Here is a 25,505-nt window from a genome sequence, read left to right as displayed (position 1 = left end):
GCGCCGCGTGGTCCTTCTTGTTGCGATTGTTGTCAGCTGAGGACCGCTTGGGCGAGCGCTTCGATGACCGGACCGGCCTGGTCGTGGATGACCACGCCGGCAAGGCCGTCGTAGGGGGTCGGCGTCAGGTTGACGATGGCCAGATTAGTGGCGTACTGAGGAAGATAGGCCACGGGGGCCACTTGCAGGCTCGAGCCGACGACCAGGAGGAGGTCGCTCCCCAGGACCTCGCGGGCGGCCAAGTCGAAGGCTTCGGGCATGGGGTCGCCAAAGAGGACCACGTCCGGGCGGAGGACGCCGCCGCAGCGGTCACAGCGGGGAGGGACCTCACCGGCCCGGGCCTTGTCCGCCAACACCGAGAAGGCGACGGTGGAACGGCAACGTTGGCAATGCCCGCTTCGCAAGTGCCCGTGGACTTCGAAGACCCTCTGCGAACCGGCCTTGTGATGGAGCCCGTCGATGTTCTGGGTGATCACGGCCTTCAAGCGGCCGGCTTTCTCCAGCGAGGCCAACGCCAGATGGGCCCGGTTTGGCTGGGCCTCCCGAAGGGCACCGAGGAGTTCCATCCCGGTCGAGTAGAACAGCTCCGGCCGGCGCTCCAGGGCCTCAGTGGAGAGATAGGCCATCGGGTCGACGGTCTCCCAGAGGCCTGTGCCCGGGCTGCGGAAGTCGGGCAAACCGCTTTCCGTGGAGATCCCGGCCCCGGTCAGGGCCACGGCATGGCTTGACTCGCGTAACAGCCGGGCCAGACGTGCAACGTCAGCAGTCTCAGCCATCACTCTATGGACACCTGTCTCATCGCCGCCTTGTCAAGTTTCCGCTCGCATACACAAGATGATCCGGGTTCCGTTCGGCAACCATCCGAAGAAGCTCGTCTCTGGCTGTGTTCCACAAGATTGGCTCACCAGGCTTGCCGGCTTCGTAGAGGACTGCGACGGCTGGGTCATCGCTGTAGGAAGCGAGCCACATCCGTTCAAGCTGTTCCTCTCGGTCTCCGGGGTCCTGCCGTCTCGTAAACAGGCGGAAGCGGTCATGCGCGTTATCCAGGGTGGATTGGCGCTCCTTGCCTTGGTCTTTCTCAGCCCCACAATGAAGGAACAGTAGCCCGCCGAGAACGGCATAGGGGAATCTACGGTGGAGGGTGACCGCTTCGAACAACATATCCCCCCGGCGATTGGTCAGGTTCTTCTGGTAGTTGCCAGTCTTCCGGTCGGCGAAGTTGATCGTCTTTATCGAGATTGCCAGGAGAAGGCCAGCCTCCTCCGAAGACCAGGAAACGTCGACCTTCTTCGCACCGATGCCTCCGGCAAACTCCCGTTCAACTCCCCTTGGCGGATTGGGAAGACAGTCGGTGAGGCCATGGGCTCTCAAGTCCGCGGCCACCACTGATGCGATGGCCCCCGATAGCCTCGTTCCGTAAACTCTCTTCTCGGAATCAGTCCCTTCGTCTAGAGGCCTAGGTCTCGCCTTGAGGATCCCCTGTTCCAGCACGGTTTGTCCTCCGATGCTTGCGAAGTGCTCTCAGCTTGCCAAGCCCCAGCCTAAGGGCGTTTAGCTCACCAACGCCCAACCCCAGAACCCTGACCAAAACGTACTGGTCGGCGAGGTCCCGGGCTTCGACAAGCCTTCCGGCCCTGAGGGCCACATCAATTTGCTTTAGCTCATCGCGAGATAGGACGCACTCACTTGGCAAAGCCCACCTCTTGGCTTCGAATGGCTCGAACTTGAGGGCTCCCCCCCCAAGGACGTGGCCCTCTACCTCAGCGCCCAGTTGGGCCAGGCTGGTCAAGGATGAGGCCGCCAAGACTTCATGGTCGATTCTCGAGCCCGGGCGATCGCTTAGCGTGAGGACGCTGTTCGCGGCAACGACCCCGGCGCGGTTTTCGACCAGTCTTGGGCCACCGCTGCTGAAGACACTCATAAGCATGTCGGGTACGCGGACGCCGGGAACGCGGTACCATGGACTCCGGGACCGGCACTTGAATCGACTCATGACCCCAGACTTTTCGCCATCATGGACGTGAATGGCGGAGCCCGAAGCTAGTCCGTCAGCCGGGTTGAACAACCAGTGAGATCCATTCATGCGGAGCGTCAGGGCGTCCTCAGGGACCAGCGACAAGCCGGCCCGGAGGAGGTCCGAACTGCGTCGAACAGCCAGGGTGAGATCGGTGAACGGTACTTCTTTTCTCACGGCATCCTGCTCGGTAAGGTGAAAGAAGTAGTTGTCGCCTGTCACGTAGCCGATTGTGATGACGAAAAAGCGACCCAAAGATATTACTTCAGGCCGGCTGAGAAGTGTCGTGTAAAGCTCGGCGCACTCAGAGCCTACGTCAACAAGCCTAGCTCGGAAGGAGCCGTCCACCCAATCATCGACGTTCACCCGGTGACCCGGCGACGAAACGGTGTTGTCCAAGGCCTTGGTCGAGCTCAGCCTGCGGATCTCCACGGACCGCGAAGACCCACCGAAGCCGTCGCACAGTAGGAGCACGGTACTTTCATTAAGCTGTGGGAAAAGGGGTTCTTCGAAAGTCAAGCAGGTTATGGCTGAGAAGGACCTAGCTAGAAATCCAACGACCGGTCTAGCGTAGTTGGCATAGGTAAGCTCGAGCGGCGCCACCATGGCAAGCCGTCCACCGCGAGTAAGGTGACTGGCCGCCATTACTATGAAGGGGGCCCAAGCGCTTGCCAAAGCCGGGATTCTAACCCCGAGGTCGCTGACCTGTCTCAAGGCGCGGCTTCTGGTTTCCCCGTTGAAGTAGTGATGGCGGATGAACGGCGGATTCCCGATCACGGCGTCAAAAGCCCCTAACGAAGCGGGGCTAACCATGAAGAAATCCTCGTTTATGAGCTTCACGCGACTGAATGAGCGGCTCGCCAACTGCCAGGCATCGGTGTCGACGTCAACACCAACGATAGTCCCAGCCCCGCCAAGCTCGTGCAGCCTCTCCTCGGCCGCTTGAAGGAAGACCCCCGCGCCGAAGCTGGGCTCCAAGACTCGGTCAGTCGCTCCGCGGATTGCCCAAGACGCCAGGAACCGGGCCACCGCAGTGCCTGTATAGTAGCTCCCTGTTGTTTTCTTCTCTGGCCTCGAAAGGGCCACGTCCGCCTCCACCCCTTCTCTTTCGGATTCGTAGCTAGTCAAGAGTTTTCCTTCAAGCCAGCCTTTGAGGTCGGCATCCACAAGAAAACAGGCGCCCACAGGTTAGGCGCCTGCTTTCTCGCTTCGCGGAAACCTGTCGTCGCAGAGGACGTCGCGGGGGACGAGGACGAGGCGCCGGCGAGCCGTCAGATCAGACGTAGACGCTGGCGGGCTTGACTCCGGCCAGTCTCAGAGTGGTGATGAGGTTGCCCCGATGGTGGACCTCGTGGATGATCCAGTCGTAGAAGAGGTCTTCAATGGTCGTCTCGGCCCACGGGGTCCTGACCCGGGAGGCCACGTCATCGTCACTCAAGGCGGCCAGGTACTTGCGAGTCTCGCCACTCTGCCGGTCCAGGGCGTCGAGGGCCTGGTCGATGGTCGGGTAGTGCTTCGCGTCGAGGCCGGTCTCCCATTTCCACTGACCCGGCATGACGGTCAGCGCGTCGACGGCCGTCTTCTCGGCCGATGCCACGTGGAGGACCAGCTCGACCAGGGACATGGTCTCGGGAGTCGGCCGGAAGCCCTCTTTCCCGGGCGGAATGCCTTCAGCCAGCTTGCGGAAGGCCGCCCGGCTTTGTTCCCACCGGTGAAGCAGAATCTTGGAATCCATGGTGCACCTCCTTGACGGATAGGGGGGCCATCATCAGTCATACGAACAAGCGTTCGCCGCGCGGGTCTCGTCTCCTGCCGATGGCCGGCCATGTCGAAAGGTTTTCCCCGTTTTTCTCGGGTTCCACCATCGCTGTTCGACAGCTTTTCGCCCGCCCCACCAAACCGCCGCCGTTCGATAGGAAGTCGGGACGGCCGGGGAGAATCCGTCCACCCTGGGGGGGGGGTTGGGCATCCGGACGCTGACCACGGAGCCGCGGGTCTCGGAAAAATCCATCGGTCGTGGAGCTAATACCCAATCCGCAGGGGGTGCGTAGTCACGGCAACCGCTCGGGTAATGGCCTATGACCCGAAGCTCATGGAGCTCTTCTTCAACCCAAAATCCGTAGCCATCATCGGAGTATCAAGAGCGACGGGCGAGGGCGCGTTCAACATCCTTGACAACCTGGTGAACATGGGCTACCCGGGGCGGCTGTACCCGGTCAACCCGAAGGCCGATCAGATCCTTGGCCTCAAGTGCTATCCTTCGGCCCTGGACCTACCGGAAGTCCCGGACCAGGCGATCATCACCCTCCCCAGGGAATTGGTGCCAAGGGCTGTGCGAGAATGCGGCGAGAAGGGGATCAAGGCAGTGGTCCTGGTGACCCAGGGCTTCGGCGAGGCCGACGAGGTCGGCGCCCGGCTGCAGGAGGAGTTCATGGCCGAGGCCCGGCGGGCGGGGATCCGCCTGATGGGACCGAACACCCTGGGCACCCTGAACATCTTCGACCGGTTTTCCAGTTCGTTCATGCCGATCGTCCGCCGGCAACCCCTGCCGGCCAGCGTCATCTGTCAGACGGGGTTCTTCATCGCCCTCGACCTGGGCCCCACGGTCGGGCTGGGCCTGGGCGTGGACGTGGCCAACTCGGCCGACCTCGGTTTCTACGAGGCCCTGCGTTACCTGGGCGAGGACGAGCGGACCGGGCTGATCGCCATGCATGTCGAAGGAATCAAGGATGGGCGGGTGGTCTACGACCTGGCCCGCCGGATCACGCCCAAAAAACCGGTCCTCGCCCTGAAGACCGGCCGGAGCAAGATCGGGGCGGCCACGGCCGGCTCGCACAGCGGCTCGCTGGCCGGCGAGTACCAGGTCTACGAGGCTGCCTTCCGGGGGGCTGGGATCATCCAGCTGGAGGACGTCGACGATCTCGACGACGCGGTCAAGGCCTTCATCCATCTGCCTCCCCTCCGCGGTCCGCGGGTGGCCATCGTCACCACCACCGGAGGTGGCGGAATCATGGCCGTCGATGCCTGCGAGAAATACGGGCTGCAATTGGCCGAGTTCACCGGGCCGACGCTGGCCAAGCTGGCGGAGATCTACCCGACCTGGATGCCTCCGGCCAACCCCCTCGATGTCTGGCCGGCTGCCATCGGCAAGTTTTATCCCCAGATCTTCATGGACATCTTCAACGCCGCCGTCGGCGACCCGAACGTCGACGCGGTGCTGGCCATCGGCGGGTCATTTCCGTTCCCGTCCCTGGACGTTACGCCCTTCCTCAAGGCCTCCGCCGAGTCCAGGCGAGACAAGCCCATCGTCTGGTGGCTCTATGGGGCCGGGGCCGAGGCGACCGCCCGGTCGGCCGAAGAGAGCCGGAGGACGGCCGTCTACGGGTCTCCGGAGCGGGCCGTCCGGGCCCTCGCCAGGCTCTACCAGTACTATGGAAAGATTCAGGGGCGCGCGCCGGAGGGACCGGCCACTTTCGCCGACGTTGATCGGGCGGCCGTCCGGCGGGTCATCACGGCAGCGCCCCGGGGGGCCTTCCTCGGGGCCGAGAGTTTCTCCGTCATCGAGGCCTACGGCCTGCCGGCGGCGCCTTGGCGGGCGGTCCGAACGGCCGAGGAGGCCGCGGCGGCGTCCGCGGCCATCGGCTACCCGGTGGCCCTCAAGGCCCTCGCCAGGGGTCTGGTCCACAAGTCCGAAGCCGGGGTCATCCGCTTGGACCTGACCGGGGAAGAGGCCGTGACGGCGGCCTTCGCCGAGGTCATCCGCGCGGTCGAACGGGTGGGGGCCTCGCCCGAGGGAGTCTTGGTCCAAAGCTACCTCACTGGCGGCCAGGAGTTGATCCTCGGGGCCAAGCGGGATGCGGCCTTCGGCCCGATCGTCCTGTTCGGGCTGGGTGGCATCTTTACCGAGGTTCTTAAGGATGTGGCCATAGGCCTGGCTCCTCTGTCGCGAACCGAAGCCGAGAGGATGGTCCGGTCGATTCGTGGCTACGAGGTCCTCCGCGGAGTCCGGGGGCGGCCGCCGGTCGACCTCGGCGCCGTCGTCGAGGCCCTCCTGAGGTTGTCCGTCCTGGTGGCTGAGAATGAGGAGATCAGCGAGATCGATGTCAACCCCCTCCTGGCCTTCCCGGAAGGCCAGGGGTGCCGGGCGGTGGACGCCAGGATCAGGATCGGGTGAGCGATGGGCGGGGGCGGCCGGAGGGCCCGTCCTCGCCGCTGATATAGCAGATTGCTAAAATCGCTTGACATTCTTCTTAGCAATCTGCTATACTTGGGCCGGCGGGTGACCCGTGCCAATCGCCTGCCCAAGAGTGAACAGCAGCCGGCCATAGGTCAAGCGTGACGGGAAGTGGAGAAACCGCGATGCGGCTCGCCGACAAGCTCAAGCATCTGCGGCTGGTCGAAGGTCTTGTTCGAGGCAAGGACAGGGCATTGACCCAGGCGGAGGCCGTCCGGTTGATGGAAGAAAGCCTGGGCAAGACGATCAGTCAGGCCTATCTGTCGCAACTGGAATCGGGAGCCAGGGAGCACATGACGATGACCACGAGGAACCTGCTGGCGCAGTTCTTCAAGGTCCATCCCGGCTACCTGGTCAGCGATCCCGAGGATTATCAGGAAGAGCTCCGAACCGGGCCACTCTTGGGGCCCGCCGGGGCCGCGGGGGCGCCCGCGGCTTCGACCGCGCGTGAGCCGCCGAGCGCCGGGAAAGACGAGCCCCTGACCGGCCCCGGCGACGACGACGCTTTGCGCGGGTGGCTCAAGAGCGCGGCGCAGCATCCGGAACTGGGGGCCGGGGTCCAGGCAGCCCTGCTGAAGCTGGCCGAGGCCGAGGACCCGGCGACCTATCTATGCCTGCTCCGGAGACTTACCGAGCTCCCCGAAGTGGCCAAGGACCTCTTGGACGTGCTGAAGGAGTGACGGGCCGGCCACCGAGCCGCCCCCTGAAAAAGGGAGTGTTTTGAATGGACACCCTAAGCGCCTTCTACATGGTCTGTTTTCTGGTCGGCTTTGGCCTGTCGGCCATCTCGTTCCTCTTCGGCTTCTTCGATTTGAGCCTTCACCTTCCCCATGCCCCCCACGTCGACCTCGGGGGCCACGACTTCGGCGGCCAAGTCGGCGGGCACGTCGCGGACGTCGGTCACCTTGGCGATGTGGGCGGGCATGGGGTCCATCTTGGTGACGGGGCCCACGGTGCGGACGGAGTCCACGGCGGCTTGGCTCACGGAGCCGAGACGGCGATCTCGCCCTTCAACTTCGGGACCGTGATGTCCTTCGTCACCTGGTTCGGGGGTATCGGCTACCTACTCCACGTCTACTCGCGGCTGGTGGCCTTGATGGTGGCGTTCGTCGCCGTCGGCGGTGGTCTGGTCGGGGCGAGCATCGTCTTCTTTTTCCTGGCCAAGTTCCTCCTGCCGGGGCAGCGGGTGCTCGACCCGGATGACTACTACCTCCCCGGGACCATCGCCAAAGTGACCTCCACGATCCGCCAGGGAGGGGCCGGCGAGATCGTCTACTCGCTGGCCGGGACCCGGCGGACGTCGGGAGCCCGGGCCGAGGACGGCCGGGCGATCAAACGGGGCGAAGAAGTGGTCATCACCGGTTACGTCAACGGCCTGGCCGTGATCCAACCCTGGTCAGAGTTCGTCAAAGACAAGGAAGACAAGAGAGAGGAGTGACGCAGGTTTGTTCAACACCGTGTTGATCATCTCCGGGCTGCTCGTCGTCGGTCTGCTTTTCATCCTGGCCTTGCTGTCGAGCATGTTCCGGAAGGTCGGGCCAAACCAGGCCTTGATCATCTACGGCTTCGGCGGCACCCGCATCGTCCAAGGGGGCGGGGCCATCGTCTGGCCGATGATCCAGAGCTGCCGGGAACTGTCCCTCGAGTTGATGTCCTTTGACGTCGCCCCGCAGCAGGACCTGTTCACCAAGCAAGGGGTGGGCGTCAACGTCGAATCGGTCACCCAGATCAAGGTCAGGTCCGACCCGGAGAGTGTCCGGACGGCGGCCGAGCAGTTCCTGACCAAGCGGCCCGAGGAGCGGGAGGCCCTGATCCGGTTGGTCATGGAGGGCCACCTCCGGGGCATCGTCGGTCAGCTCTCGGTGGAAGAGATCGTCAAGGAGCCCGAGATGGTCGCCGATAAGATGCGGACCACCTGCGCCGACGACATGAACAAGATGGGGCTCGAGGTCATCTCCTTCACCATCAAAGAGGTCCGCGACAAGAACGAGTACATCATCAACATGGGCAAGCCGGACGTGGCTCGAATCAAGAAGGCGGCCGACATCGCCATCGCCGAGGCCGAGCGGGACACCGCCGTCCGCCGCGCCGAGACCAGCCTCGAGGCGGCCACGGCCAAGGCCAAGGCCGATCAGGAACGGTCGATCGTCGAGAACGCTTCCCAGACCCGCCAGGCCGAGGCCCAGAAGGACCTGGCCCTGAAGAAGGCCGACTACGACACGTCCGTCCGCAAGCAGCAGGCCCAGGCCGACAAGGCCTACGACATCCAGGCCAACGTGATGCAGCAACAGGTCATGGCTGAACAAGTCCGGATCGAGCGGGTCCAGAAGGAAGAGCAGATCAAGGTCCAGGATGCCGAGATTCAGCGCCGGGAGCGCGAGCTGATCGCCACCGTCCTGAAGTCGGCCGAGATCGAGCGGCAACGGGTGGAGACCATCGCCCTGGCCACCGCCAAGCAGGCGATAACCGAGGCTGAAGGCCAGGCTGAGGCGGTCAAGCTCCAGGGCCAGGCCGACGCCGACGTCATCCGGCTGAAGGGCAACGCCGAGGCCGAGATCATCCGGGCCAAGGGCGAGGCTGAGGCCGACGCGATGCAGGTCAAGGCGGCCGCCTTCCAGCACTATGGCCAAGCGGCCATCCTCGACAAGCTCCTCACCGGGTTCCCCGAAGTGGTCAAGAACATGGCCGAACCGCTGGCCAAGACGGAGAAGATCGTCATCCTCTCCAACGACGGCGAGGCCGCCGGCGCCTCGAAGGTCACCGGCGACATCGCCAAGATGATCACTCAGGTCCCACCGCTCTTCGAGGCCCTTGCTGGGATCAAGATCGCCGACCTCCTCAGCCAGGTGCCGGCCATCGGCAAGGCGATCGGGGGAGCAAAGGACGACTCAGCCAAGGCTCAGGTCGCCGCGACCGTCGAGAAGGCCGCCAGGACCGCCCCGAAGGAGTAAGGACCCTTTAGAAAAGGCCGACACCACAGGTCGAGTGGCCCCCTTATCCCAGGCAAAGGAGGGAAGAAGGGTGAACCTATTGGAAAGAGTCAGCACGCTGATCCGCGCCAATCTCAACGACCTGATCGATCGGGCCGAAGATCCGGAGAAGATGATCAAGCAGGTCCTCCTCGACATGCAGAACCAGTTGATCCAGGTCAAGACCCAGGTGGCCATCGCCATCGCGGACGAGCGGAAGCTGGAGAAGCGTCACGGCGAGAACGTCCAGGCGGCCAGAGAGTGGGAAGACAAGGCCGGGTTGGCCGTCGACAAGGCTCAGGACGACTTGGCCAAGGGAGCCCTGGAACGGCGCAACGCGCACCAGGCCATCGCCGACGGGTTCAAGCAACAGTGGGAGGAACAGAAACAGCAGGTCCAGGTGCTCAAGCAGGCCCTGTCCGGCCTGGAAGCGAAGATCACCGAGGCCGAGGCGAAGAAGGACCTTCTCATCGCCCAGAACCGCCGGGCCCTGACCGGCAAGCGGGTGGCCGAGAGTCGGGCCAGGATTTCTGGTACCGATCCCCTGAGCACCTTCCGGCGGATGGAAGAGAAGATCACCGATATCGAACTAAAGGCTCAAGCGACCCAGGAGATGCACCAGGAGTCGCTCGAGGAGAAATTCGCCAAGCTCGAGAAGGACGACTTGCTCGACCGGCAACTGGCCGAGCTGAAGGTCAAGCGGTCGGGCAAGGCCGGGGTCTGAAGGCAGGGAAGGGGGAGGACCGAGAGGTCGTCCCCCTTTCCCTCATTTCGCCCTCTAGGTGGCCCGAAGGCCAGAAACCTGTGGCCGATTCTCGAGGTAGCCTGGGAGAGGGCGGCGCCGGGACGACGATCCTCCGAAGGGAGCCCGGGGTATGCGACGACGTCGGTGGCTCGCTCGGTTGGCCTTTGTTCTGGCCTTCATCGCGACCATCTGGGCCGGAGGCCCGGGGGGCCTGGCCACGGCCGCAGCACCTCGCTACAGCGTCGAGGTCCGCCCGGAGTTGGAGCTACTCGCCGGGGTGCTGGCCCAGACCAGCTGGATGAAGGTCGGCCACCCCGAGGGGACTGGTTCCGCCTACTTCGGCGCGTTGAAGGGGTTCTTTTCTCGATATCGGGATCATGAGGCCATCCGCCTGGCTGAGGCCTTGACCCGCGATGGCTTCGCCTACGATGCCCCGCCGACCTTCATCCTTCACCTCGGTCCCCTGCCGGACCTGAACCTCGTCTACGATTATGACGACTATCTGGTCCAGAGGGCCGGGGGACGGGACCGCCTCGAGGCCTTCCGGCTGGCCCTCAAGGACCTCGCTGCGAGGTCCGGTTTCAGCGACTTCGTCGTCCGATGGCGGGACGAGTACTCGGAATGGGTCAACGGGACGACTTTCGACGGAGAGAAAGTCATCGACTGGCTCGAGGCCTTCTTCGGGGCCGAGGCGAGCGAGTACCACGTCGTCCTGGCCCCATCGTTGTTCCCGGGCGGCGGCTACGGCCCGCTCTTGACCGGAACCGGAGGGGAGCGGTTGGTCTTCCAGATTGTCAGGGCTCAGGGGAGCAGTTCCGGCGACCCGGACCTCCCGACCGGACCGGAGTTGGAAGCCCAGGCCATCCACGAATGGGGGCACTCCTTCGTCAACCCCGCGTTGGCCCCGGACCGGTCCCGTCTTGAGGCCCTTGGCTTCCTCTTCCAGCCGGTGCGGCGGGCGATGCGCAGGATGGCCTACACCGACCCGGTTACCTTCTTCAACGAGCAGGTCCTTCGAGCTGTGACCTCCCTGGCCGCGGAAGACCGTGGCGTGCCGATGATCTACATCTATGAGCGGTTCAAGGCCCGAGCGGTCATCGCCAGCCACAGCGATGTCGAGACGGCCATCAGGTACAACGAGTCCCTGGGGTTCTACCTGACCAGGGAGGTCGTTGCCATCCTCCGAGAGTATCAGGACAATCGCAACCTCTACCCGGACTTCCAAAGCTTCGTGCCGCGGTTGCTGGATGGGCTGGCCGGCTGTGAGCCCAAGAAGCTCAGTCATTCCACGGGCGACATCGTCCTGCTGCTCCTAGGAGTCTACGTCCTCGGCCGGGTCGACCTCCTCCTCCTTAGGAGGATGAGATAAGGCCGGATCCGCCGATCCCGGCCTAAAGGACCAGTTTTCCGCCCGGCCACATTTACCCCTCCACTTCGCCATATACATGGGCTTGAGGGGCGCTCTCGGGACGGGAGGCGGCGGCCGGCTTGAACCAGGAATATCTATTTCTCCTAGTCATCCTGGGCCTGGGGCTTCTCGGCCACAACCATCTGATCATCGAGGCCTCGGTGATCCTCTTGGCCCTCAAGATCCTCGGTTTCTCGGACGTCTTTCCCTTCCTTGACCAGCACGGCCTCAACCTGGGCCTGCTTTTCCTGGTCATGGCCATCTTCGTTCCCTTTGCCTACGGGCGGGTCAAGCTCGTTGAGGCCCTTAAGATGATGGTCTCCTGGGGCGGGTTTCTGGCCCTGGTCGGCGGGGCCATCGCCGCCTACCTGGGGGCCCAGGGAATCGAGCTGCTGAAAGACAAGCCCGACGCGAATGTCGGGCTGATGGTCGGGACAATCATCGGCTGTTATTTGCTGCGCGGGGTGCCGATGGGGCCCTTGGCGGCGGCCGGCGTGACCGCCCTCTTCTTCCGCCTTTTCCGGTTGTGGAAATAGGGCCCCGGCTCCCGGGCCCGGGGCCGGAAGAGGCCGCCTGCACCATTCCCGGACGCGGGCATAGACTAGAGCAGAACTGAATCGCCGGGTTATTCTCCGTAAGGGGGAGTAGCTCACAGATCCACGATCTGTCGGCAGAGGCGACATGCTGGCGGCCCACAACCGCCCGTCCTGCCGGCGAGCCCTCAGGCTCGGGAGCCAGACCTTTACTTCAGGATGAGTCCTGAGGTAAAGGCCTTTTCAATGATAGCCGTCAGGCCGCGCCGCTGAAGGTCAGGTAGAGGAGCACCAGGTTCAGGAGGACGATGGCCAGGGCCACGAGATAGCCCACACCGCTGGTCAGCCGGCTGTTCGTGAAGGGCCCCATGACCTTCCGGCGGCCGGTGATGACCAGCAACGGGATGACCGCGAAGGGGAGGGCGAAGCTCAGCGAAACCTGGCTGAGGATGAGGGCCTTGACGGGGTCGGTCCCGGTGGCGATGATGGTCATCGCCGGGACCATCGGGATCAGCTTTTGCAGGGCGGCCGGAACCTTGATCGGGACGAAACCCTTGAGGATGACCTGACCGGCCATGGTCCCGACGGCCGAGGACGATAGACCTGAAGCCAGGAGGGCGACGGCGAAGGCCATTCCCGAGTAGGCTCCGAGGAGGGGCGCCAGAGACATGTGGGCCTGCTCGATCGAGGTGACGACGATGCCCCGGGAATGGAAGACGGCGGCCGCGACGACGACCATCGCCGCATTGATCAAGAAGGCCACGTTCATGGCCACGGCGACGTCGATCTTCTCCATCCTCAGATGGCGCCTGAGGGACGCCAGGGTCGACGGATCCCGACGGGATTGGACCAATTGGGAGTGCAGGAAGATGACGTGGGGCATGACCGTGGCGCCGAGCATGCCCACGGCCACCAAGACGCTATCGCGGTTGAGGCCCGGGACCAGGGTGTGGATGGCGACCTGGCCCCAGTCCGGGGAGGCCAGGAAGATCTCGAGGACATAGGCCAGGCTGATCACGCCGACCAGCGCGGTGATGGCCCATTCGACGGCCTTCTGGCCGAACCGGTCGAGACCGGTGATGACCAGGCTGACCAGACCGGTGAGAACACCGGCCCATGGCAAAGGAAGTCCGAAGAGAAGATAGAAGCCGAGGGCACCGCCGAGGAATTCGGCCAGATTCGTGGCCATGGCCGCGACTTCGGCGACCGACCAGAGGAGCCAGTTGACCTTCGGGGAGAAGAGTTCACCGCACAGCTCGGGGAGAGCCTTTCCGGTGGCGATCCCGAGTTTGGCCGAGAGCGTTTGGAGAAAGATGGCCGCCAGGTTGCTCCACAGGACCACCCAGACGAGGCTATAGGCGAAGGCCGAGCCGGCGCTCAGGTTGGTCGCGAAGTTGCCCGGGTCGATGTAGGCCACGCTGACGATGAAGGCGGGCCCGAAGAAGGCCGAAAGACGGGCCAGGCGGCCCGCCACCCCGGATCGCCGGATGGCCGCAATCGCGGCAGTCCGCTCGGGAAGGGCTATGAGCTGCGCCGAGTCGGAGGTCGAGGCCGAGGATTCCAGGGCCGAGGACCCCAGGGCCCTCGAGCCCTGGGCCGGGAAAGGCAGGGTCGCGGTTTCGTCTAGGGCCTGTGGCAAAGGCAAGCCATATCCCCCCAGCAGCGCCGACGGTGCCGCCCGCCAAGACCGCTCCGTCAAAAAGGCTGCTCTCTACAGGATATGGCCGCCCGGAGAGGGCTGCCACCGCCCTGCGGGGCGGTGGCTTTTCCATTATCTGGCCGGATAGAGCCGTGGTCAGGAGGCTCCTGGGGGGATTCCCGGCGCCGATGTCGAAGTCCGGAGGAGGCGGTCCACCCGGCCGCCGTCAACCTGGGAGGGGGATCTCGGGGATGAGGGGCAAGATCCGGAGGACCATCAGGGCGGCTGGGCCGGAGGTGGGCGAGGAGGTCCTACGGAGCGCACCCGTGGGCCATTTGGGGACGGTGGGCGCCGACGGTTACCCGTACGTGGTCCCGCTGACCTTCGCCTGGGTGAATGGGAAGGTCTATTGGCACAGCGCCCTGGAGGGGGACAAGCTCGACAACCTTAGGCGTGAGCCGAGGGTCTGCTTCGAAGCCTTGGACTACCTGGGCCTCAACCACTGCGATGATCCCTGCGAGGCCGGGGTCGGCTACCGCAGCGTCGTCATCTTCGGGCGGGCCCGCGAGGTACCTGACGGCCCGGAGAAACTCGAGGCCTTGAAGGCGATCGTCAAACGGTACGGAATGGCCGGGCCGATCCCCGACCGCAAGGTCGGGTCTTGTGCGGTGGTGGCCATCGACCCAGAGGTGATCACGGCCAAGTTCGCCCCCCGCCAGTAGGATCGGCCGGCTGGCCGACTGGGGCTGAATCAGCTGCCGGGATTTGGTCATCCGCCGGTTTTTCGTCCGCCAGAGGGCGAGCCCGGCGCCGCCGGCGCCGGCCGGAGCCACTTGGGGCTGATGCAGGCCCTCGGGCATGGTTCTTGCTTCGATTGGTGGATGATCCCGCGGAATGGGGACGATCATGCCGACGACGGGGAGGTAGCGACGATGGGCAAGTTCGACCTGTCACAAGTCCCGCTGCTCGGACCCTTCACCCATGACCAGGTGCTGCAGGTCCACGAGGCCGCCATCAAGGTCCTCGCGGAGACGGGCGTATTCATCGATTCGAACTCCGCTCTCGATCTGCTGGCCGCCAACGGGGCCGAGATCGACGCCGGGCGGAAGATCGCCAAGATCTCTGCCTCCATGGTCGAGAAAGCCATCATCGCCGCGCCGGAGCAGTTCCAGCTGTACGACGGGGCCGGCCGGCCGGCCGCGCTGATCGGCGGTAATCGCGTTCATTTCGACCCGGGCTCCTGTGCCGTTCGCTTCCTCGAGGACGACGGGGTGACCGCCCGCGACTCCACGGCCGCCGACCTCGACCAGGTCGTCCGCCTGACCGACGCCCTGCCGCACATCGGGACGCAGGCTACGGCCATCGTCTGTCACGATGCCCCGAACGAGATCGCCGACACCTATCGTCTGTACATCATCCTCCGGGCTTCGAAGAAGCCCATCGTCACCGGGGCCTTCTCGGTCCAGGGGCTGCACGACATGAAGGACGTCCTGGCGGCCGTCGCCGGCAGTCCGGAGGAGTTGGCCAAGAAACCCCGCGCGGTCTTTGACGTCTGCCCGTCGCCGCCCCTCAAGTTCGCCAATCTGGCCGCCCACAACATCATCGATGGGGCCAGGGCCGGCCTGCCCATCGAGTTCGTCTCCATGCCCATGCCCGGCGCGGCCTCCCCGGCCACCATCGCCGGTTCCGTGGTCCAGCACACCGCCGAGACCCTGGCCGGGGTGGTCCTGACCGAGTGCGCCAAGGAGGGGGCCAAAGTCGTCTGGGGCGGAGCCCCGGTCGTCTTCGACATGCGCTTCGGGACGACGCCGCTCTCGGCCGTCGAGGCCACCCTCATCGGCATGGCCTCGGCCCAGATGGGCAAGTACTATGGGCTTCCGACCCACACCTACGCCGCCCTGAGCGACAGCAAGATGGTCGATGCCCAGTCGGGGGCGGAGACGGCCCTGTCCGGGATGCTCGCCGCGTTGGCCGGGGTCAACATCATCTCCGGCCCCGGGCTGATCGACTTCGTCAACACCATCAGTCTGGCCAAGCTGGTCATCGACAACGACATCTGCGGCCAGATCTACCGGGCCCTCCGCGGGGTCGAGGTGAACCCCGAGACGCTCGCCGTGGACGTCATCAAGGCGGCCGGCCCGGGGGGCTACTTCCTAAGCCTGGCTCACACCCGGCGCTGGTACCGCAAGGAGATCGACCTGCCCAGCGCGGCCTTCGATCGCCATGACCGCCGCGGCTGGCAGGAGGCCGGCAGCCTCGACACGTATTCCGCGGCCCTGCGCATCGCCCACGACATCCTGGATAAGCATCCCGGCTCACCGCCACCGCCGGCGGCCATGGACCGGCTCGACCGGGCCATGCGGGAAGTGGCCGCGCGGAACGGGGTCACCGGCCCACTGCCGCTTGGGCCGAACTGAGACGAAGACTTGCACCGGACTCGGTGCGAAGACCGAATCCCTGAACGAGGTCAAAGAAGAGGCTCGCCCCCTTGGGGTCGAGCCTCTTGGCTGGAAATGGCTGCCAGAGTAAACATCCGCTATTGACGGGCGGGCCGCAATAGGTAGAAAGTGATCTCTGACCCCTCCGCGCCGACCGCCAGAATGGCACTGGAAGTCGTCAGAACCGAGTTCGTCTGCTTCAGCAAGTCCAGGATCTGAACGTCGTCCCCCTTCACCAAGAGGACCATTTGACGCGGCGCACCGGGGCTGCGAAGCCTAACGAGCGTCCGGTCACTGAGAAGGTAGTCAAAGCTATTGACGACATTGCTTTGCCTGGATAGGATGGCTCCATCGGAGAGGCGCAGCACCGCCGGGGCCTTGCGCGATTCCGGCTCGAATAGGGCCAGCTGGTCTGTGGCTTTGCTCATCCAGAGGAGCCGGCAGCCCGGACCAAGTTGCTGGGTCCATTCTACTCGTCCCCCGAGCCCAATCCTTGTCACAGTCCCTTCGTCTCCGATGACAACAAGATCATGCCCGACTGGTTCAGCGCGAACCGCTTCTTCCGGGAATTCGTGGACGAAGGCCTCCTTACCCGACCTCAGGTCATAGCCGACCAACAGCCCACGGCGGACTGCGCTGGAGTCTGCTGTTCCGGCTGAGGAGCTTTGCTGGCCGCTCAGAACCACCTCAGACGGGGTCAGGTGGAGTTCGGCTTCGGCGAGTCTGCTCGGCAAGGGCTGAGACCACAACTGGTTCCCACTGTTAAGGTCGTAGGCCGCAAGATAGAGCTGCTCACCGATGTAGATGAGGGTGTCCTCGAAAACCCCTAGGGGACTCCGTCCGACCTCCGGCAGAGCAGTTGCCCGAACCGGCAACGGCGAGAGGTCCGTCTCCCTTGGTGAGATCCCATGGAGGTTGGCTTTGACGGCGAAGGCACGGGGTTCAGTCTGGCTTCCCGGCCCGTCGATTGGAAAGGCGAAGCCCACGACGGCAGCGGTGTTCCCGCACGCCGCCAGGTAGGCCCACTCTACGAAGGGCGTCGGTGGGGACCACCGGGTTCCCTCGGGCGGCTTGACCTCAAAGATTCCCCAAACCCCGTCTGCAAGAGAGACCGCCGACAGTCGCACCCTCACCTGGTCAGGCTGCACCGTGGCGGCGGGGTAGCCTAAGAGCCAAACGTTGCCCTCCGTCCACACAACCTGATTTGCCGATCCGAGCTCTGCCGTTTCCCAGAGGATGCGGCCATCAGGATCAAGACACCTTATCCGCCCCGTGCTCTTCTCCAAGAGGTAGAAGCGCTCCCCATCAACCCGGACTTCCAGTCCGCCGGCTCGAAGGGGCAGATGCCGGGTCTTGAAACCATCGGTTTCAGTCCAGCGGACAACGGTGTCTTCGGCGAAAACGAAGATGACATTGTCCCGTGAAAAGCCCTCAAGGTGCCGCTCCGTGGGGGGTACGCCGCTGATCATGCTTGTCTCGGCCAGGGTCAGATCCTTGACAAGCACCTTCCCGGGTGCTGCGCCGATGACCCTGGTCACTGAGAACCCCGTCAGGACCTGCGCGGCGATGGCTACAAGCAGCGCCACGCTGGGCAGCCACCAATACATACCGCGAACCAACTGGCCGGCGGCGAGTTCCGCCATGATTGAAGCCATGACCCCCGCCGTGATGATAAAAAGGAAGAGGCCAGTGTTCGGCACTGGGAACCCGTGTACGAACCCAACAAGAGGCTCACCCTGGATCCAGAAGGCCAAAGGCACAGCAATCCAGGCCAGCCACGGTCGCCACCGCCTGGGCAAGCGCCCGAGCCAGGGGGAGAGCACCGACGGCCATATGAACGTGCCGATGCCCAAGCACAGCAGTCGGAACTGTGGCCCCAAGACGACGGGTGGTTGCCTATGCGCCAGCCACACCATCGCCCCGGCTGCGCCGACGCTGGCGACTAGGGTCGCGAGTCGGAGCCGTCTCCTCAAGGCCACCACCTGCCTAGCGCCCCTCGGCGCCATATCCTCTCTGAAAGCTCAAATGGATTCCTTCCCCATCGGATTTGCCGGAACCAGGCACCACGGCACATGTCCAAGTCCCCATATTCTTCGATGTCACGTGGGTTCCTTTTGTTCTAGACGATCGAATATGGTTGTCGGTTACTCCCGGGGCTTTGTGCTTCCGGGACGACGGTGTCCGGTTACTGCCAACAATCGGCAAGCTCTCCCGGTCAAGACGGAAGAGCTTGCCATCAAGCCCGCGCAAAATCCGGTCGACAGCTCTACTGGTGTATGTAGCTGGGACCGCAATACGCTGTGTTCGAGAACACCACGGTTCCCCCGCTCAGATAATCGAACCGCACGACAAGATAATAGCCATACCTTCCCGACTGCGCGGTCGTAGCTAGGTTGGCCCAGGAATAGCTTGATCCGCTTGATAGGACGGGGGTCGTACCTCCGTTTATGCGGGTTAGCCCGCGGTAGAAGTCCCAGGTCATCTGAACCTGATAGCCGTTGTTGGGAGCATAGAGATAGACACTGTAGTAGGCCGTAGTGCCAGCTGCAGCGAAAATGTCTGCGCCAGGGTATTGGCCTCCCAGGAGAAAATGGGCCAGGTCTGCTTCTTCCGTGGCTGCACTCTTGCCCTCAAAGAGGGCCTGTGAAACAGCGCTCTGCTTGGCGCTTACCGTTGTCGCAGAAGACCAGCCGGGCGAGTACAACCATGTGGCAGGGCCCATTGACTGCCAAGAGTAGTGCAGATCCGAGCCAGCTGTGGCCGCCGGCCTGCAGGAGTTGGGATAAGTCCCTATCGAGTCCGTCCAAAATGGCTGACTATCGCCGTTGGTGAACGGGTCGCCGAGGGTCTGGACGCTCTTATAGCCCGTCCCTTTGTATGCCCATGAAGGGTTGCCACTGGGGTGAGCCACACCGGCGGAGGCAAATCCACCATAGTCCTGGATACTGCTGACCGTTAGGGCACATCCCTGGCTCTTGTTCTGGACATTCACCGGATCACGATCCGACGGCAGCCCATACCCCAGTGCGTCGCCGTCGTATTTCCCATCGCCATTTGCATCACTACAGGTGACTTCAAGGCCAGGTACCATCACATACGGGAGCACGGAAGCGTTGGAAACATTGAGATAGTAGTTGAGCCACCCGGCACCAGACCTAATGAGATCGATGTGGTCGGTAACATAGGTGAAGGAGTGCCCCAGGCTCGTTGCCCGTGTTCTGATATCGGATAGCTGTATGCCATCCGAGTATGTCGAGTGTATGTGAGTATCCCCAAGAATCCAGCCGGAGGGGGCGTTGACGGATTGAGCCACGGCTGTTGCAGTAGATGTCATGGTCTGCCCCGAGTCAAGAGTAGCTTCGACGGCTACTGCGTACTTATCCCCAGGCTTTGCTCCAACTGGTTTGGGTACATTTATGCATATGGAGTCAAACTTGCTGCTTGAAGAGAGAAGTAGTTCGTTTACTGATTTTGCCAAAGCGGAGACCGAACCGACTTTTGTACCCGGAGACTGATGGGCTTCCCAAGCACGTTCGAAGGATGGCCGATCCGAGAACGTTTGCCCAACCTCAAGGGCGCGCCACGTGCCTACTTGTTGAACACTCGAAGGTCCAACGCTTACTTTGACCCTTATGACTGTAGACTGGTTGCCTGCGAAGTTGGCGACCACGGCTCCAATCGGAATCTCGGTCGCGCTGACATCGAAGAACTGCAGAGACTTTTGGATGTAGACGCCCGACTCTGGGGGTACGCCTTGGGCCACGACGGGAGACGCCGAAAGGGTAGCAAGCAGCAAAGCGAAAGTCAAGAGCACTCCGACTCTTCTTGCCACAAGACGCATACGCAGTCCTCCTTGATATAACAATTTGGGACCAGTTGGTATATTATGCCCCTACTACCAATTTCCTGCCAATAAAAGTTTGGAATTGAATGACAATATTCGACACCGCTCGCCACCTCAATCCAAAGCAGTGCAATGATGGGATCCGTTCCTGTTGGCCCAATCAGTGACATTGAGAACCGACCTTGGTTCGGCCATGGCATACTGACCCCGAGACACTCGTGGAGTCAAAGCTTACCATACGCCGTCCTGCATGTGCGGCAACGAGGTGGGACAATTGGACAAGCTGACTTACATCCATGACTTCGTCAGACTCGACCACCCATACTTGCGGGCCATCGCCGAGCAGGATGAGGCCCGCGAGGACATCCAACCGACCATCGGCCCGGATGTCGGCCGCCTCCTCGGCCTGTTGATCAGGATGGCAAACGCCAAGCGGGTCCTCGAGTTCGGTACCTGCCTCGGTTATTCGACGGTCTGGCTGGCGACCGCCGTCAAGGCCACGGGTGGCCACCTGACCTCGATCGAGCTCAGGCCCGACCTGTACGCCGAGACCCAGAAGAACCTGGCCGCCGCCGGCCTGTCCGGCTACGTCGACCTGATCCGGGGGGACGCCAAAGAGGTCGCCGAACGGCTGGCCGGCCCCTTCGACCTCATCCTCCAGGACTCCGACAAGGCCCTCTACCCGGAGATGCTCGAACGGTGCATCGCCCTGGTCAGGCCGGGTGGCCTGGTGGTCGCCGATGACGCCTCGTTCAAGCCAATGGGGGTGCCAGCAGCTCTCAGCGACCCGGTCCATCGCTATAATCAGATCGTCTTCGCCGACCCGAGGCTGTATAGCACGATTCTACCCATCGGTGACGGGTTGACGATCAGTCTCAAGCTTTAGGCCGGTGCGTGCTTGCCGGTCCGGTCCGGGTGCATGACCAACTTCATAGTTTGGATGTCATAGCGGGGAAGGGGACCAAGCTACGGTCACCCTTCTTCCGTATTCGGCCGCCCGTATCGACCTCCTCGACGATGAGGACGGACTCGCCCGGGGCCGGAACGAGCCGGGGCGATGTAAAGAAGTCTTGACAAGAAGATCGGGGTTGGATAGGATATGGGTGTAAAGAACTTTTGACACCAACGGCGGGGGTGACCCATCTGAAGAACTACATCAGGGAACTGCGCGACGCGGACGGGCTGACCCAGGATCAGCTGGCCGCCGAGGTCGGGGTGACCCGCCAGACGATCAACGCCATCGAGAACGACAAGTATAACCCCACTCTGGAGCTAGCCTTCAAGTTGGCGAGATTCTTCAGTCGCCCGATCGAGGGCATCTTCGAATACGGCCCGAAGGGGAGGAAGGGCTGATGGAAGGTTGGGCTGGACACTGGCCAGAACTGTTGGGAGCGGCTATTGGTTCGGCCGCCGCCCTATCGATCATCGTTACCGGCTGGCGGAAGCGAGGCTTCAGCGAGGCGCCAGACGAGCGCACCAAGGAGATTCGCTTTCGAAGCTCCGAAGCCACGCTTTGGGTGGTCGTCACCGCCGCCTTCATCCTTTGGATCATCGATCTCCGTCCGTGGGAAGGTTCGTCGCTACGGACCGGCCCATGGCGTTCGCCATTGACGCCCCTCATCGCCACCTTCTTTGTCGCTTTCCTGGCCAGCCGCGCCTTCTTCGCCTGGCGAATGGGCGGTGGGGACATCCTTGGCGACCGACCCTGGACGACGCTGCTAATGGCCGCCGTCGCCCTGGGCCTCCTCTTTACTGGACAAATCGCTGGAGCTTGGTATATGCTCATCAGTTCGGTTGTTCTCACCATAGTCTTCTGGGCCACCGGCTACACCCGGCCGCGCGTCTCGCCCGATGGCCGAGCCGGATCCGGGCCTAGCTCTCCGACATCTGAAGGAGGCAAACAATGAACCCAACCATCTTGACCTACCTCATCGCCATCGGCGCCGCCGTCGTCGCCGTGCTCGGGGCCCTCGCCTGGACCGCCTGGCGGGCCCGTCGAAGCGGGACCGTCGCCGCCGACGAACGGGCCATCGCGGCCGACCAGAAGAGCGCTTCGTTGACCCTCAACGTCGTCTCCTTGGTCGGCGTGGCCCTCTGGCTGTGGGACGGCCTGAGGAACGGAAACGGCGACCTCTGGGCGTCACCGCTGGCTCCATTACTAGTCATCCTTCTCGCCGTGCGTTACGTCAGCCACCTCCACTTCGTCTGGAAGATGGGCGGGGGGGAGATGGCCGGGGTCGATCTGTGGACCAACGGCCTGATGACCCTGGCCGGCTTGGCCCTCTTGGTGTTCGGTCAGCTACTTGGGGCCGTCGGCATGTTCATCGCGGCGGGCGTCCTCCTCGCCGCCTTCACCGCGATTGCCGCCAAACGTCGTAGTTAGGAGGCGCCCATCCTGGACAAACCCCCCCCCGCTGAAGGGGTGGGGGGCGTCGGCGGCGAAGAACTCCGGCGGGAAAGGGGTGACCCCATGAGGGACGACCAGACCCTGTCCCGGACCTCCCGTCGGCCCCTGCGACCGATCCAAATGATCACCTACGCCGCCGGGACGAGTTCCGGGCTCCTGCTGAACACCACGGTCGTCACGTGGGTGATGTACTTCTACGCCCCGCCGCCGGGGAAGGGTGGCACGCCGCTCATCCCCATCGCCGCCTTCACCGCCATCCTGCTCCTCGGCCGGATCGTCGATGCCCTGGCCGACCTGCCCGTGGCCTTCCTCAGCGATCGGACGACCGGACGCTTCGGACGTCGGATGCCCTATGTCCTGGGCCTCGGCCTGCCGATGGTGATTATCTACTGGCTCCTCTGGACTCCGCCCCATGGCCAGGTGAGCCTGGCCAACACCATCTACTTCGCGATGGTTATCAACGCGTTCTTTGTTTTCTACACCGCGGTCTTCAACCCGCTGATGGCCCTCCTGCCCGAGATCGCCCGCACCGATGATGAACGGATCGGCGTCTCGACCTGGGGGGCCTTTTTCGCCATGGTCACCACGGCCATCGCCGCCGTGGGCTCGGGCTTGCTGATCGAGCGGTTTGGGTTCAGGGGGATGGCCTGGGCCATGGGGGCGGTCGCCCTGGTCCTCATCTACCTTCCGTTCCTGACCATAAGGGAGACCCCCAAGACCGCCCGGGACGCGGTTGGGATGGGCTTTTGGGACATGCTCCTGAAGACCTTCACGAACGGTCCGTTCCTGGCCTATGAGCTGAACATGGCCCTCTTCTACGTCGGCTTTAACGCCGTCATGGGCGGGCTCCCGTATTACGTCACCGTGGTCCTCAAGCAGTCCGAGGGGTCGGTCGGGCTGTTCCTCGGAGCTCACCTGGCGACGGCTGTGGCTTGCTTCCCGCTGATGTCCAAGCTGGCCCCCAGGGTCGGCAAGAAGCGCCTCTACACCTGGGCCATCCTGGCCATCGCCGCCCTCTTTCCACTGTTCTTCCTGGTCGGGCGGGTACCTCTGCCGTTCTCCCCGATGGTCCAGGGCCTGGCCCTGATGGCCGCTGTCGGCGTGCCCCTGTCGGCCCTCTACATGCTACCCAACCCGCTCATCTCGGACTGCATCGACTTCGACGAGCTGGTCACCGGCAAACGCCGAGAGGCTATGTACTACGGCGTCCAGAACATCCTACAGAACGCGGCCATGGCCGTCTCCACGGCTGTCCTGGGATGGCTCTTTGGCCGCTTCGGCTACAGCATGCAAAACCCGGCCGGGATCTACCTGATGGGCCCCGCGGCCGGGTTCTTCTTCTTCCTTGCCGGATTGGTTTTTCTGGCCTATCCTCCGGACAGGCGCCGGGTCTCCGACTGGCCGAGGCGTTTCATCGGGGCGCCTCGCCCGGCTCCGGAGCGGGCCGGCTCGGCTTCAGATTGAGGATGATCTGCGTCCGGATGACGTAACGGAACCACAGGCGCTGGATGATCGGGCGCCAATTGCGAACGGACAGGGGGATCGGGCGCCAGCGCGTCCCCCGGGCGACCTCCTCGATTCGGGGGTGCCGGGCCAGGGATGAAGGCCAGGGGATGGTCCGGCCGAGGAGGATTCGGGGGGACAGGTCCACGCCCTGCCCGCGGTAGGCATGATAAACCAGGGACGTGCAGGTGAAGGCAGTCTGGTCATGGAGCCGGAAGAAGGTCCTGAAGAGGTGACGAGGGAAGGGCTTGCCGACCTGGGCCACGGCGAAGGCGGCGGCTGCTTCCCGTTTTTCCTTCGAGCAGTCCACACGAAGGACCAGAATATCGACGTATGATAGGTACATACGCTTGCTTGTGAAGCGCACCCTTTGCCAGGGGAGCCGGCGCTCGCTCCGGCGTCGGACCGGCAGATCGACCGCGTCGACGAAGGCCTTGGCCGCTTCAGGAAGGCCGGTGTAGAGGCCGGCGTGCGACCAGAAGAGAAAAGTTCGCAGGAGCGAGGCGTCGTGCGGGTTGGCGCACAGGACGATGTCCCCCGGCTCGAGCCGGGCGAAGTCGACGCTGTTCTGTTTGGAAAGCAGATGCCTGAAGCGGTGGCCGCGCATGACCGTCCCCCTTCGCCCTTCGCCGGGGCATTTCGCCGGTAGCAGGGAAGAGTCCTGCCCGGCCGGAGCCCGGCGCCCCTGCAGCCCTCAGACGAAAGTGAGTGACGATGATTGGCTGAATCGATCACCGGTCGGAGGGGCCACAACCCTGAGCGGCCTCACCGTCTGCAACTGAAAGTAGCCGTCTGGGGAACCGCCGAAGAGGCCGCCGACCGTGCCGGCGACCCGGCTCTGCCCAGTCTGACCGCCGTGGTCATCGACGTCCTTCGAGCGACCAGCACGATCGTGGCCGCGCTGGCGGCCGGGGCCCACGGGGTCATCCCCGTCCTCACCCCCGAAGAAGCCCGGGCCCTGGCCCGAACGATGCCCGGGGGGCGGGTCCTCCTGGGGGGCGAACGCAAGGCCGTCCTCATCCCCGGCTTCGACCTCGGCAACTCACCTCGCGAATACACTCCCGACGTGGTCGCCGGCAAGACCATCATCCTGACCACGACCAACGGGACGAGGGCCGTCCATGCCGCCTCGACCGCCGCCAGGGTCTTCATGGGAGCGGTCCTCAACGCCGGGGCCGTCGCCCGGGCGGTCATCGCTGAGGGTCGGGACCTGGTGATCATCTGCGCCGGCACCCGGGGCAGCTTCTCCCTTGAGGATGCCCTGGCCGCGGGGTTGATCCTCGAAGCCCTGCCCGAGGCGGCCGATCTGGACGGCTATGACCTCGAGGCTGACTACGACGACCTCAGTTGGGCCACCCTGGCCATCGCCAGCCACTACCGCGGCCGGCCGGCCGAAGCCCTCCGGCGGATCCACCACGGCCAGGATCTGCAGTCCTTGGGTTTCGCGGCCGACCTCGACTACTGTGCCCTTCTCGATTCGATCCCCGTGGTCCCGGTGTGGAGCGAAGGGATCATCCGGCTGCGCCGGGGGGAGGGGCCGGATTGACCCCTGACCACCGCGGGCCGGTGGATCGACCGACCCGTCTCCGGCGGCTGGATCACGTTCAGCGTCGTTACGACCTTTGGGCCTGGCTCTTCGAACTGGGGGTCGGCGCGGGCGCCAACTTCCCCCATTACCCGGTGGAGGCCAGAGTGAAGGCCATCGATATCAGTCCGGGCATGCTCGACCGGGCCAGAAAGCGGGCCGCCAGGGACGGAGTCCGGGTCGGTC

Annotated in this window: 24 protein-coding genes; 16 read left to right on the top strand and 8 right to left on the bottom strand. The window is 63.9% G+C overall.

The features are described 5' to 3' along the window. Nucleotides 1-32: 32 nt before the first annotated feature. The 4 genes from VGL40_00220 to VGL40_00205 all read right to left on the bottom strand — a co-directional run bounded on the left by VGL40_00220 (nt 33) and on the right by VGL40_00205 (nt 3,749). Nucleotides 33-776, bottom strand: a complete 744-nt coding sequence (locus VGL40_00220) for an NAD-dependent protein deacylase (protein ID HEY3313699.1) — start codon at nt 774-776, stop codon at nt 33-35. A 19-nt stretch (nt 777-795) separates the two neighbouring features. Beyond that, complete coding sequence (locus VGL40_00215; protein HEY3313698.1) at nt 796-1,491, bottom strand: hypothetical protein; 696 nt, start codon at nt 1,489-1,491, stop codon at nt 796-798. Continuing rightward, nucleotides 1,457-3,142 carry an N-6 DNA methylase gene (locus VGL40_00210; protein ID HEY3313697.1) on the bottom strand — a complete coding sequence of 562 codons (1,686 nt, stop codon included), beginning with the start codon at nt 3,140-3,142 and terminating at the stop codon, nt 1,457-1,459. Before VGL40_00210 ends, VGL40_00215 begins: the two co-directional genes overlap by 35 nt. A 148-nt stretch (nt 3,143-3,290) precedes the next feature. Beyond that, nucleotides 3,291-3,749, bottom strand: a complete 459-nt coding sequence (locus VGL40_00205) for a DinB family protein (protein ID HEY3313696.1) — start codon at nt 3,747-3,749, stop codon at nt 3,291-3,293. 336 nt (nt 3,750-4,085) lie between these two features. Here VGL40_00205 and VGL40_00200 point away from each other — a divergent pair, with 336 nt between their 5' ends. From VGL40_00200 to VGL40_00170, 7 genes are all read left to right on the top strand, one after another. Beyond that, complete coding sequence (locus VGL40_00200) at nt 4,086-6,188, top strand: acetate--CoA ligase family protein (protein ID HEY3313695.1); 2,103 nt, start codon at nt 4,086-4,088, stop codon at nt 6,186-6,188. 185 nt (nt 6,189-6,373) lie between these two features. Continuing rightward, on the top strand, nt 6,374-6,928 hold the full coding sequence (locus VGL40_00195; GenBank protein ID HEY3313694.1) for a transcriptional regulator: 555 nt from the start codon (nt 6,374-6,376) through the stop codon (nt 6,926-6,928). 44 nt (nt 6,929-6,972) lie between these two features. Next, nucleotides 6,973-7,686 (top strand): hypothetical protein, encoded by a 714-nt coding sequence (locus VGL40_00190; protein HEY3313693.1) that lies wholly within the window; start codon nt 6,973-6,975, stop codon nt 7,684-7,686. A gap of 7 nt (nt 7,687-7,693) precedes the next feature. Next, nucleotides 7,694-9,199 carry an SPFH domain-containing protein gene (locus VGL40_00185; protein HEY3313692.1) on the top strand — a complete coding sequence of 502 codons (1,506 nt, stop codon included), beginning with the start codon at nt 7,694-7,696 and terminating at the stop codon, nt 9,197-9,199. A 70-nt stretch (nt 9,200-9,269) separates the two neighbouring features. After that, the gene (locus tag VGL40_00180; GenBank protein ID HEY3313691.1) at nt 9,270-9,941 is read left to right on the top strand and encodes a PspA/IM30 family protein; all 672 of its coding nucleotides are present in this window, start codon (nt 9,270-9,272) and stop codon (nt 9,939-9,941) included. Nucleotides 9,942-10,092: 151 nt separating this feature from the next. Continuing rightward, complete coding sequence (locus tag VGL40_00175; GenBank protein HEY3313690.1) at nt 10,093-11,331, top strand: DUF4932 domain-containing protein; 1,239 nt, start codon at nt 10,093-10,095, stop codon at nt 11,329-11,331. A gap of 119 nt (nt 11,332-11,450) precedes the next feature. Continuing rightward, a complete protein-coding gene (locus VGL40_00170) occupies nt 11,451-11,906 on the top strand; it encodes a DUF441 domain-containing protein (GenBank protein HEY3313689.1) in 456 nt (151 codons plus the stop codon). A 253-nt stretch (nt 11,907-12,159) separates the two neighbouring features. Here the strand turns inward: VGL40_00170 and VGL40_00165 are convergent, their stop codons facing one another. Further along, the gene (locus VGL40_00165) at nt 12,160-13,401 is read right to left on the bottom strand and encodes an Nramp family divalent metal transporter (GenBank protein ID HEY3313688.1); all 1,242 of its coding nucleotides are present in this window, start codon (nt 13,399-13,401) and stop codon (nt 12,160-12,162) included. A gap of 392 nt (nt 13,402-13,793) precedes the next feature. Between VGL40_00165 and VGL40_00160 the strand changes: the two genes are divergently transcribed. Together VGL40_00160 and VGL40_00155 are read left to right on the top strand one after the other, a co-directional pair. Beyond that, nucleotides 13,794-14,264 (top strand): pyridoxamine 5'-phosphate oxidase family protein, encoded by a 471-nt coding sequence (locus VGL40_00160; GenBank protein HEY3313687.1) that lies wholly within the window; start codon nt 13,794-13,796, stop codon nt 14,262-14,264. Nucleotides 14,265-14,474: 210 nt separating this feature from the next. Next, nucleotides 14,475-15,959 carry a trimethylamine methyltransferase family protein gene (locus tag VGL40_00155; GenBank protein HEY3313686.1) on the top strand — a complete coding sequence of 495 codons (1,485 nt, stop codon included), beginning with the start codon at nt 14,475-14,477 and terminating at the stop codon, nt 15,957-15,959. Between the two features lie 119 nt (nt 15,960-16,078). Here the strand turns inward: VGL40_00155 and VGL40_00150 are convergent, their stop codons facing one another. Both VGL40_00150 and VGL40_00145 read right to left on the bottom strand, forming a co-directional pair. Further along, entirely contained in the window at nt 16,079-17,953 is a 1,875-nt protein-coding gene (locus VGL40_00150) for a PQQ-binding-like beta-propeller repeat protein (GenBank protein HEY3313685.1), read from the bottom strand. A gap of 293 nt (nt 17,954-18,246) precedes the next feature. After that, nucleotides 18,247-19,821: a hypothetical protein gene (locus tag VGL40_00145; protein HEY3313684.1), complete on the bottom strand. Its 1,575-nt coding sequence runs from the start codon at nt 19,819-19,821 to the stop codon at nt 18,247-18,249. 268 nt (nt 19,822-20,089) lie between these two features. On the opposite strand from VGL40_00145, the gene VGL40_00140 reads away from it, so the two are divergent. The 5 genes from VGL40_00140 (at nt 20,090) to VGL40_00120 (ending at nt 23,695) form a co-directional block, all read left to right on the top strand. After that, entirely contained in the window at nt 20,090-20,710 is a 621-nt protein-coding gene (locus VGL40_00140) for an O-methyltransferase (GenBank protein HEY3313683.1), read from the top strand. A 257-nt stretch (nt 20,711-20,967) separates the two neighbouring features. Beyond that, nucleotides 20,968-21,177 (top strand): helix-turn-helix transcriptional regulator, encoded by a 210-nt coding sequence (locus tag VGL40_00135; protein HEY3313682.1) that lies wholly within the window; start codon nt 20,968-20,970, stop codon nt 21,175-21,177. Continuing rightward, nucleotides 21,177-21,731, top strand: coding sequence for a hypothetical protein (locus tag VGL40_00130; protein ID HEY3313681.1), 555 nt, complete (start codon nt 21,177-21,179; stop codon nt 21,729-21,731). Before VGL40_00135 ends, VGL40_00130 begins: the two co-directional genes overlap by 1 nt. Next, nucleotides 21,728-22,207 (top strand): hypothetical protein, encoded by a 480-nt coding sequence (locus VGL40_00125; protein ID HEY3313680.1) that lies wholly within the window; start codon nt 21,728-21,730, stop codon nt 22,205-22,207. The genes VGL40_00130 and VGL40_00125 overlap by 4 nt, the downstream gene beginning before the upstream one ends. 87 nt (nt 22,208-22,294) lie before the next feature. Then, entirely contained in the window at nt 22,295-23,695 is a 1,401-nt protein-coding gene (locus VGL40_00120; protein ID HEY3313679.1) for an MFS transporter, read from the top strand. Here the strand turns inward: VGL40_00120 and VGL40_00115 are convergent. Then, entirely contained in the window at nt 23,643-24,341 is a 699-nt protein-coding gene (locus VGL40_00115; GenBank protein ID HEY3313678.1) for a hypothetical protein, read from the bottom strand. The genes VGL40_00120 and VGL40_00115 overlap by 53 nt on opposite strands. Before the next feature lie 111 nt (nt 24,342-24,452). Here VGL40_00115 and VGL40_00110 point away from each other — a divergent pair, with 111 nt between their 5' ends. Both VGL40_00110 and VGL40_00105 read left to right on the top strand, forming a co-directional pair. Continuing rightward, nucleotides 24,453-25,280: a 2-phosphosulfolactate phosphatase gene (locus tag VGL40_00110; GenBank protein HEY3313677.1), complete on the top strand. Its 828-nt coding sequence runs from the start codon at nt 24,453-24,455 to the stop codon at nt 25,278-25,280. Beyond that, nucleotides 25,277-25,505: class I SAM-dependent methyltransferase (locus tag VGL40_00105; GenBank protein ID HEY3313676.1), on the top strand; the 229-nt coding region annotated here is incomplete at its 3' end. The genes VGL40_00110 and VGL40_00105, both read left to right, overlap by 4 nt.

This window comes from Bacillota bacterium, from assembly GCA_036504675.1.
Lineage (GTDB): Bacteria > Bacillota > Sulfobacillia > JAJYWN01 > JAJZPE01 > DASXUT01.
Note: the sequence above shows the minus strand (reverse complement) of the source record. Positions and strands in the feature narration are given on the sequence as shown.

Excerpts from the sequence above, each read along its gene's own strand:
- VGL40_00130 (HEY3313681.1), top strand. The coding sequence starts at position 21,177 with ATGGAAGGTTGGGCTGGACACTGGCCAGAACTGTTGGGAGCGGCTATT.
- VGL40_00195 (HEY3313694.1), top strand. The coding sequence starts at position 6,374 with ATGCGGCTCGCCGACAAGCTCAAGCATCTGCGGCTGGTCGAAGGTCTT.
- VGL40_00125 (HEY3313680.1), top strand. The coding sequence starts at position 21,728 with ATGAACCCAACCATCTTGACCTACCTCATCGCCATCGGCGCCGCCGTC.
- VGL40_00190 (HEY3313693.1), top strand. The coding sequence starts at position 6,973 with ATGGACACCCTAAGCGCCTTCTACATGGTCTGTTTTCTGGTCGGCTTT.
- VGL40_00145 (HEY3313684.1), bottom strand. The coding sequence starts at position 19,821 with ATGCGTCTTGTGGCAAGAAGAGTCGGAGTGCTCTTGACTTTCGCTTTG.
- VGL40_00115 (HEY3313678.1), bottom strand. The coding sequence starts at position 24,341 with ATGCGCGGCCACCGCTTCAGGCATCTGCTTTCCAAACAGAACAGCGTC.
- VGL40_00200 (HEY3313695.1), top strand. The coding sequence starts at position 4,086 with ATGGCCTATGACCCGAAGCTCATGGAGCTCTTCTTCAACCCAAAATCC.
- VGL40_00220 (HEY3313699.1), bottom strand. The coding sequence starts at position 776 with ATGGCTGAGACTGCTGACGTTGCACGTCTGGCCCGGCTGTTACGCGAG.
- VGL40_00155 (HEY3313686.1), top strand. The coding sequence starts at position 14,475 with ATGGGCAAGTTCGACCTGTCACAAGTCCCGCTGCTCGGACCCTTCACC.
- VGL40_00160 (HEY3313687.1), top strand. The coding sequence starts at position 13,794 with ATGAGGGGCAAGATCCGGAGGACCATCAGGGCGGCTGGGCCGGAGGTG.
- VGL40_00120 (HEY3313679.1), top strand. The coding sequence starts at position 22,295 with ATGAGGGACGACCAGACCCTGTCCCGGACCTCCCGTCGGCCCCTGCGA.
- VGL40_00205 (HEY3313696.1), bottom strand. The coding sequence starts at position 3,749 with ATGGATTCCAAGATTCTGCTTCACCGGTGGGAACAAAGCCGGGCGGCC.
- VGL40_00175 (HEY3313690.1), top strand. The coding sequence starts at position 10,093 with ATGCGACGACGTCGGTGGCTCGCTCGGTTGGCCTTTGTTCTGGCCTTC.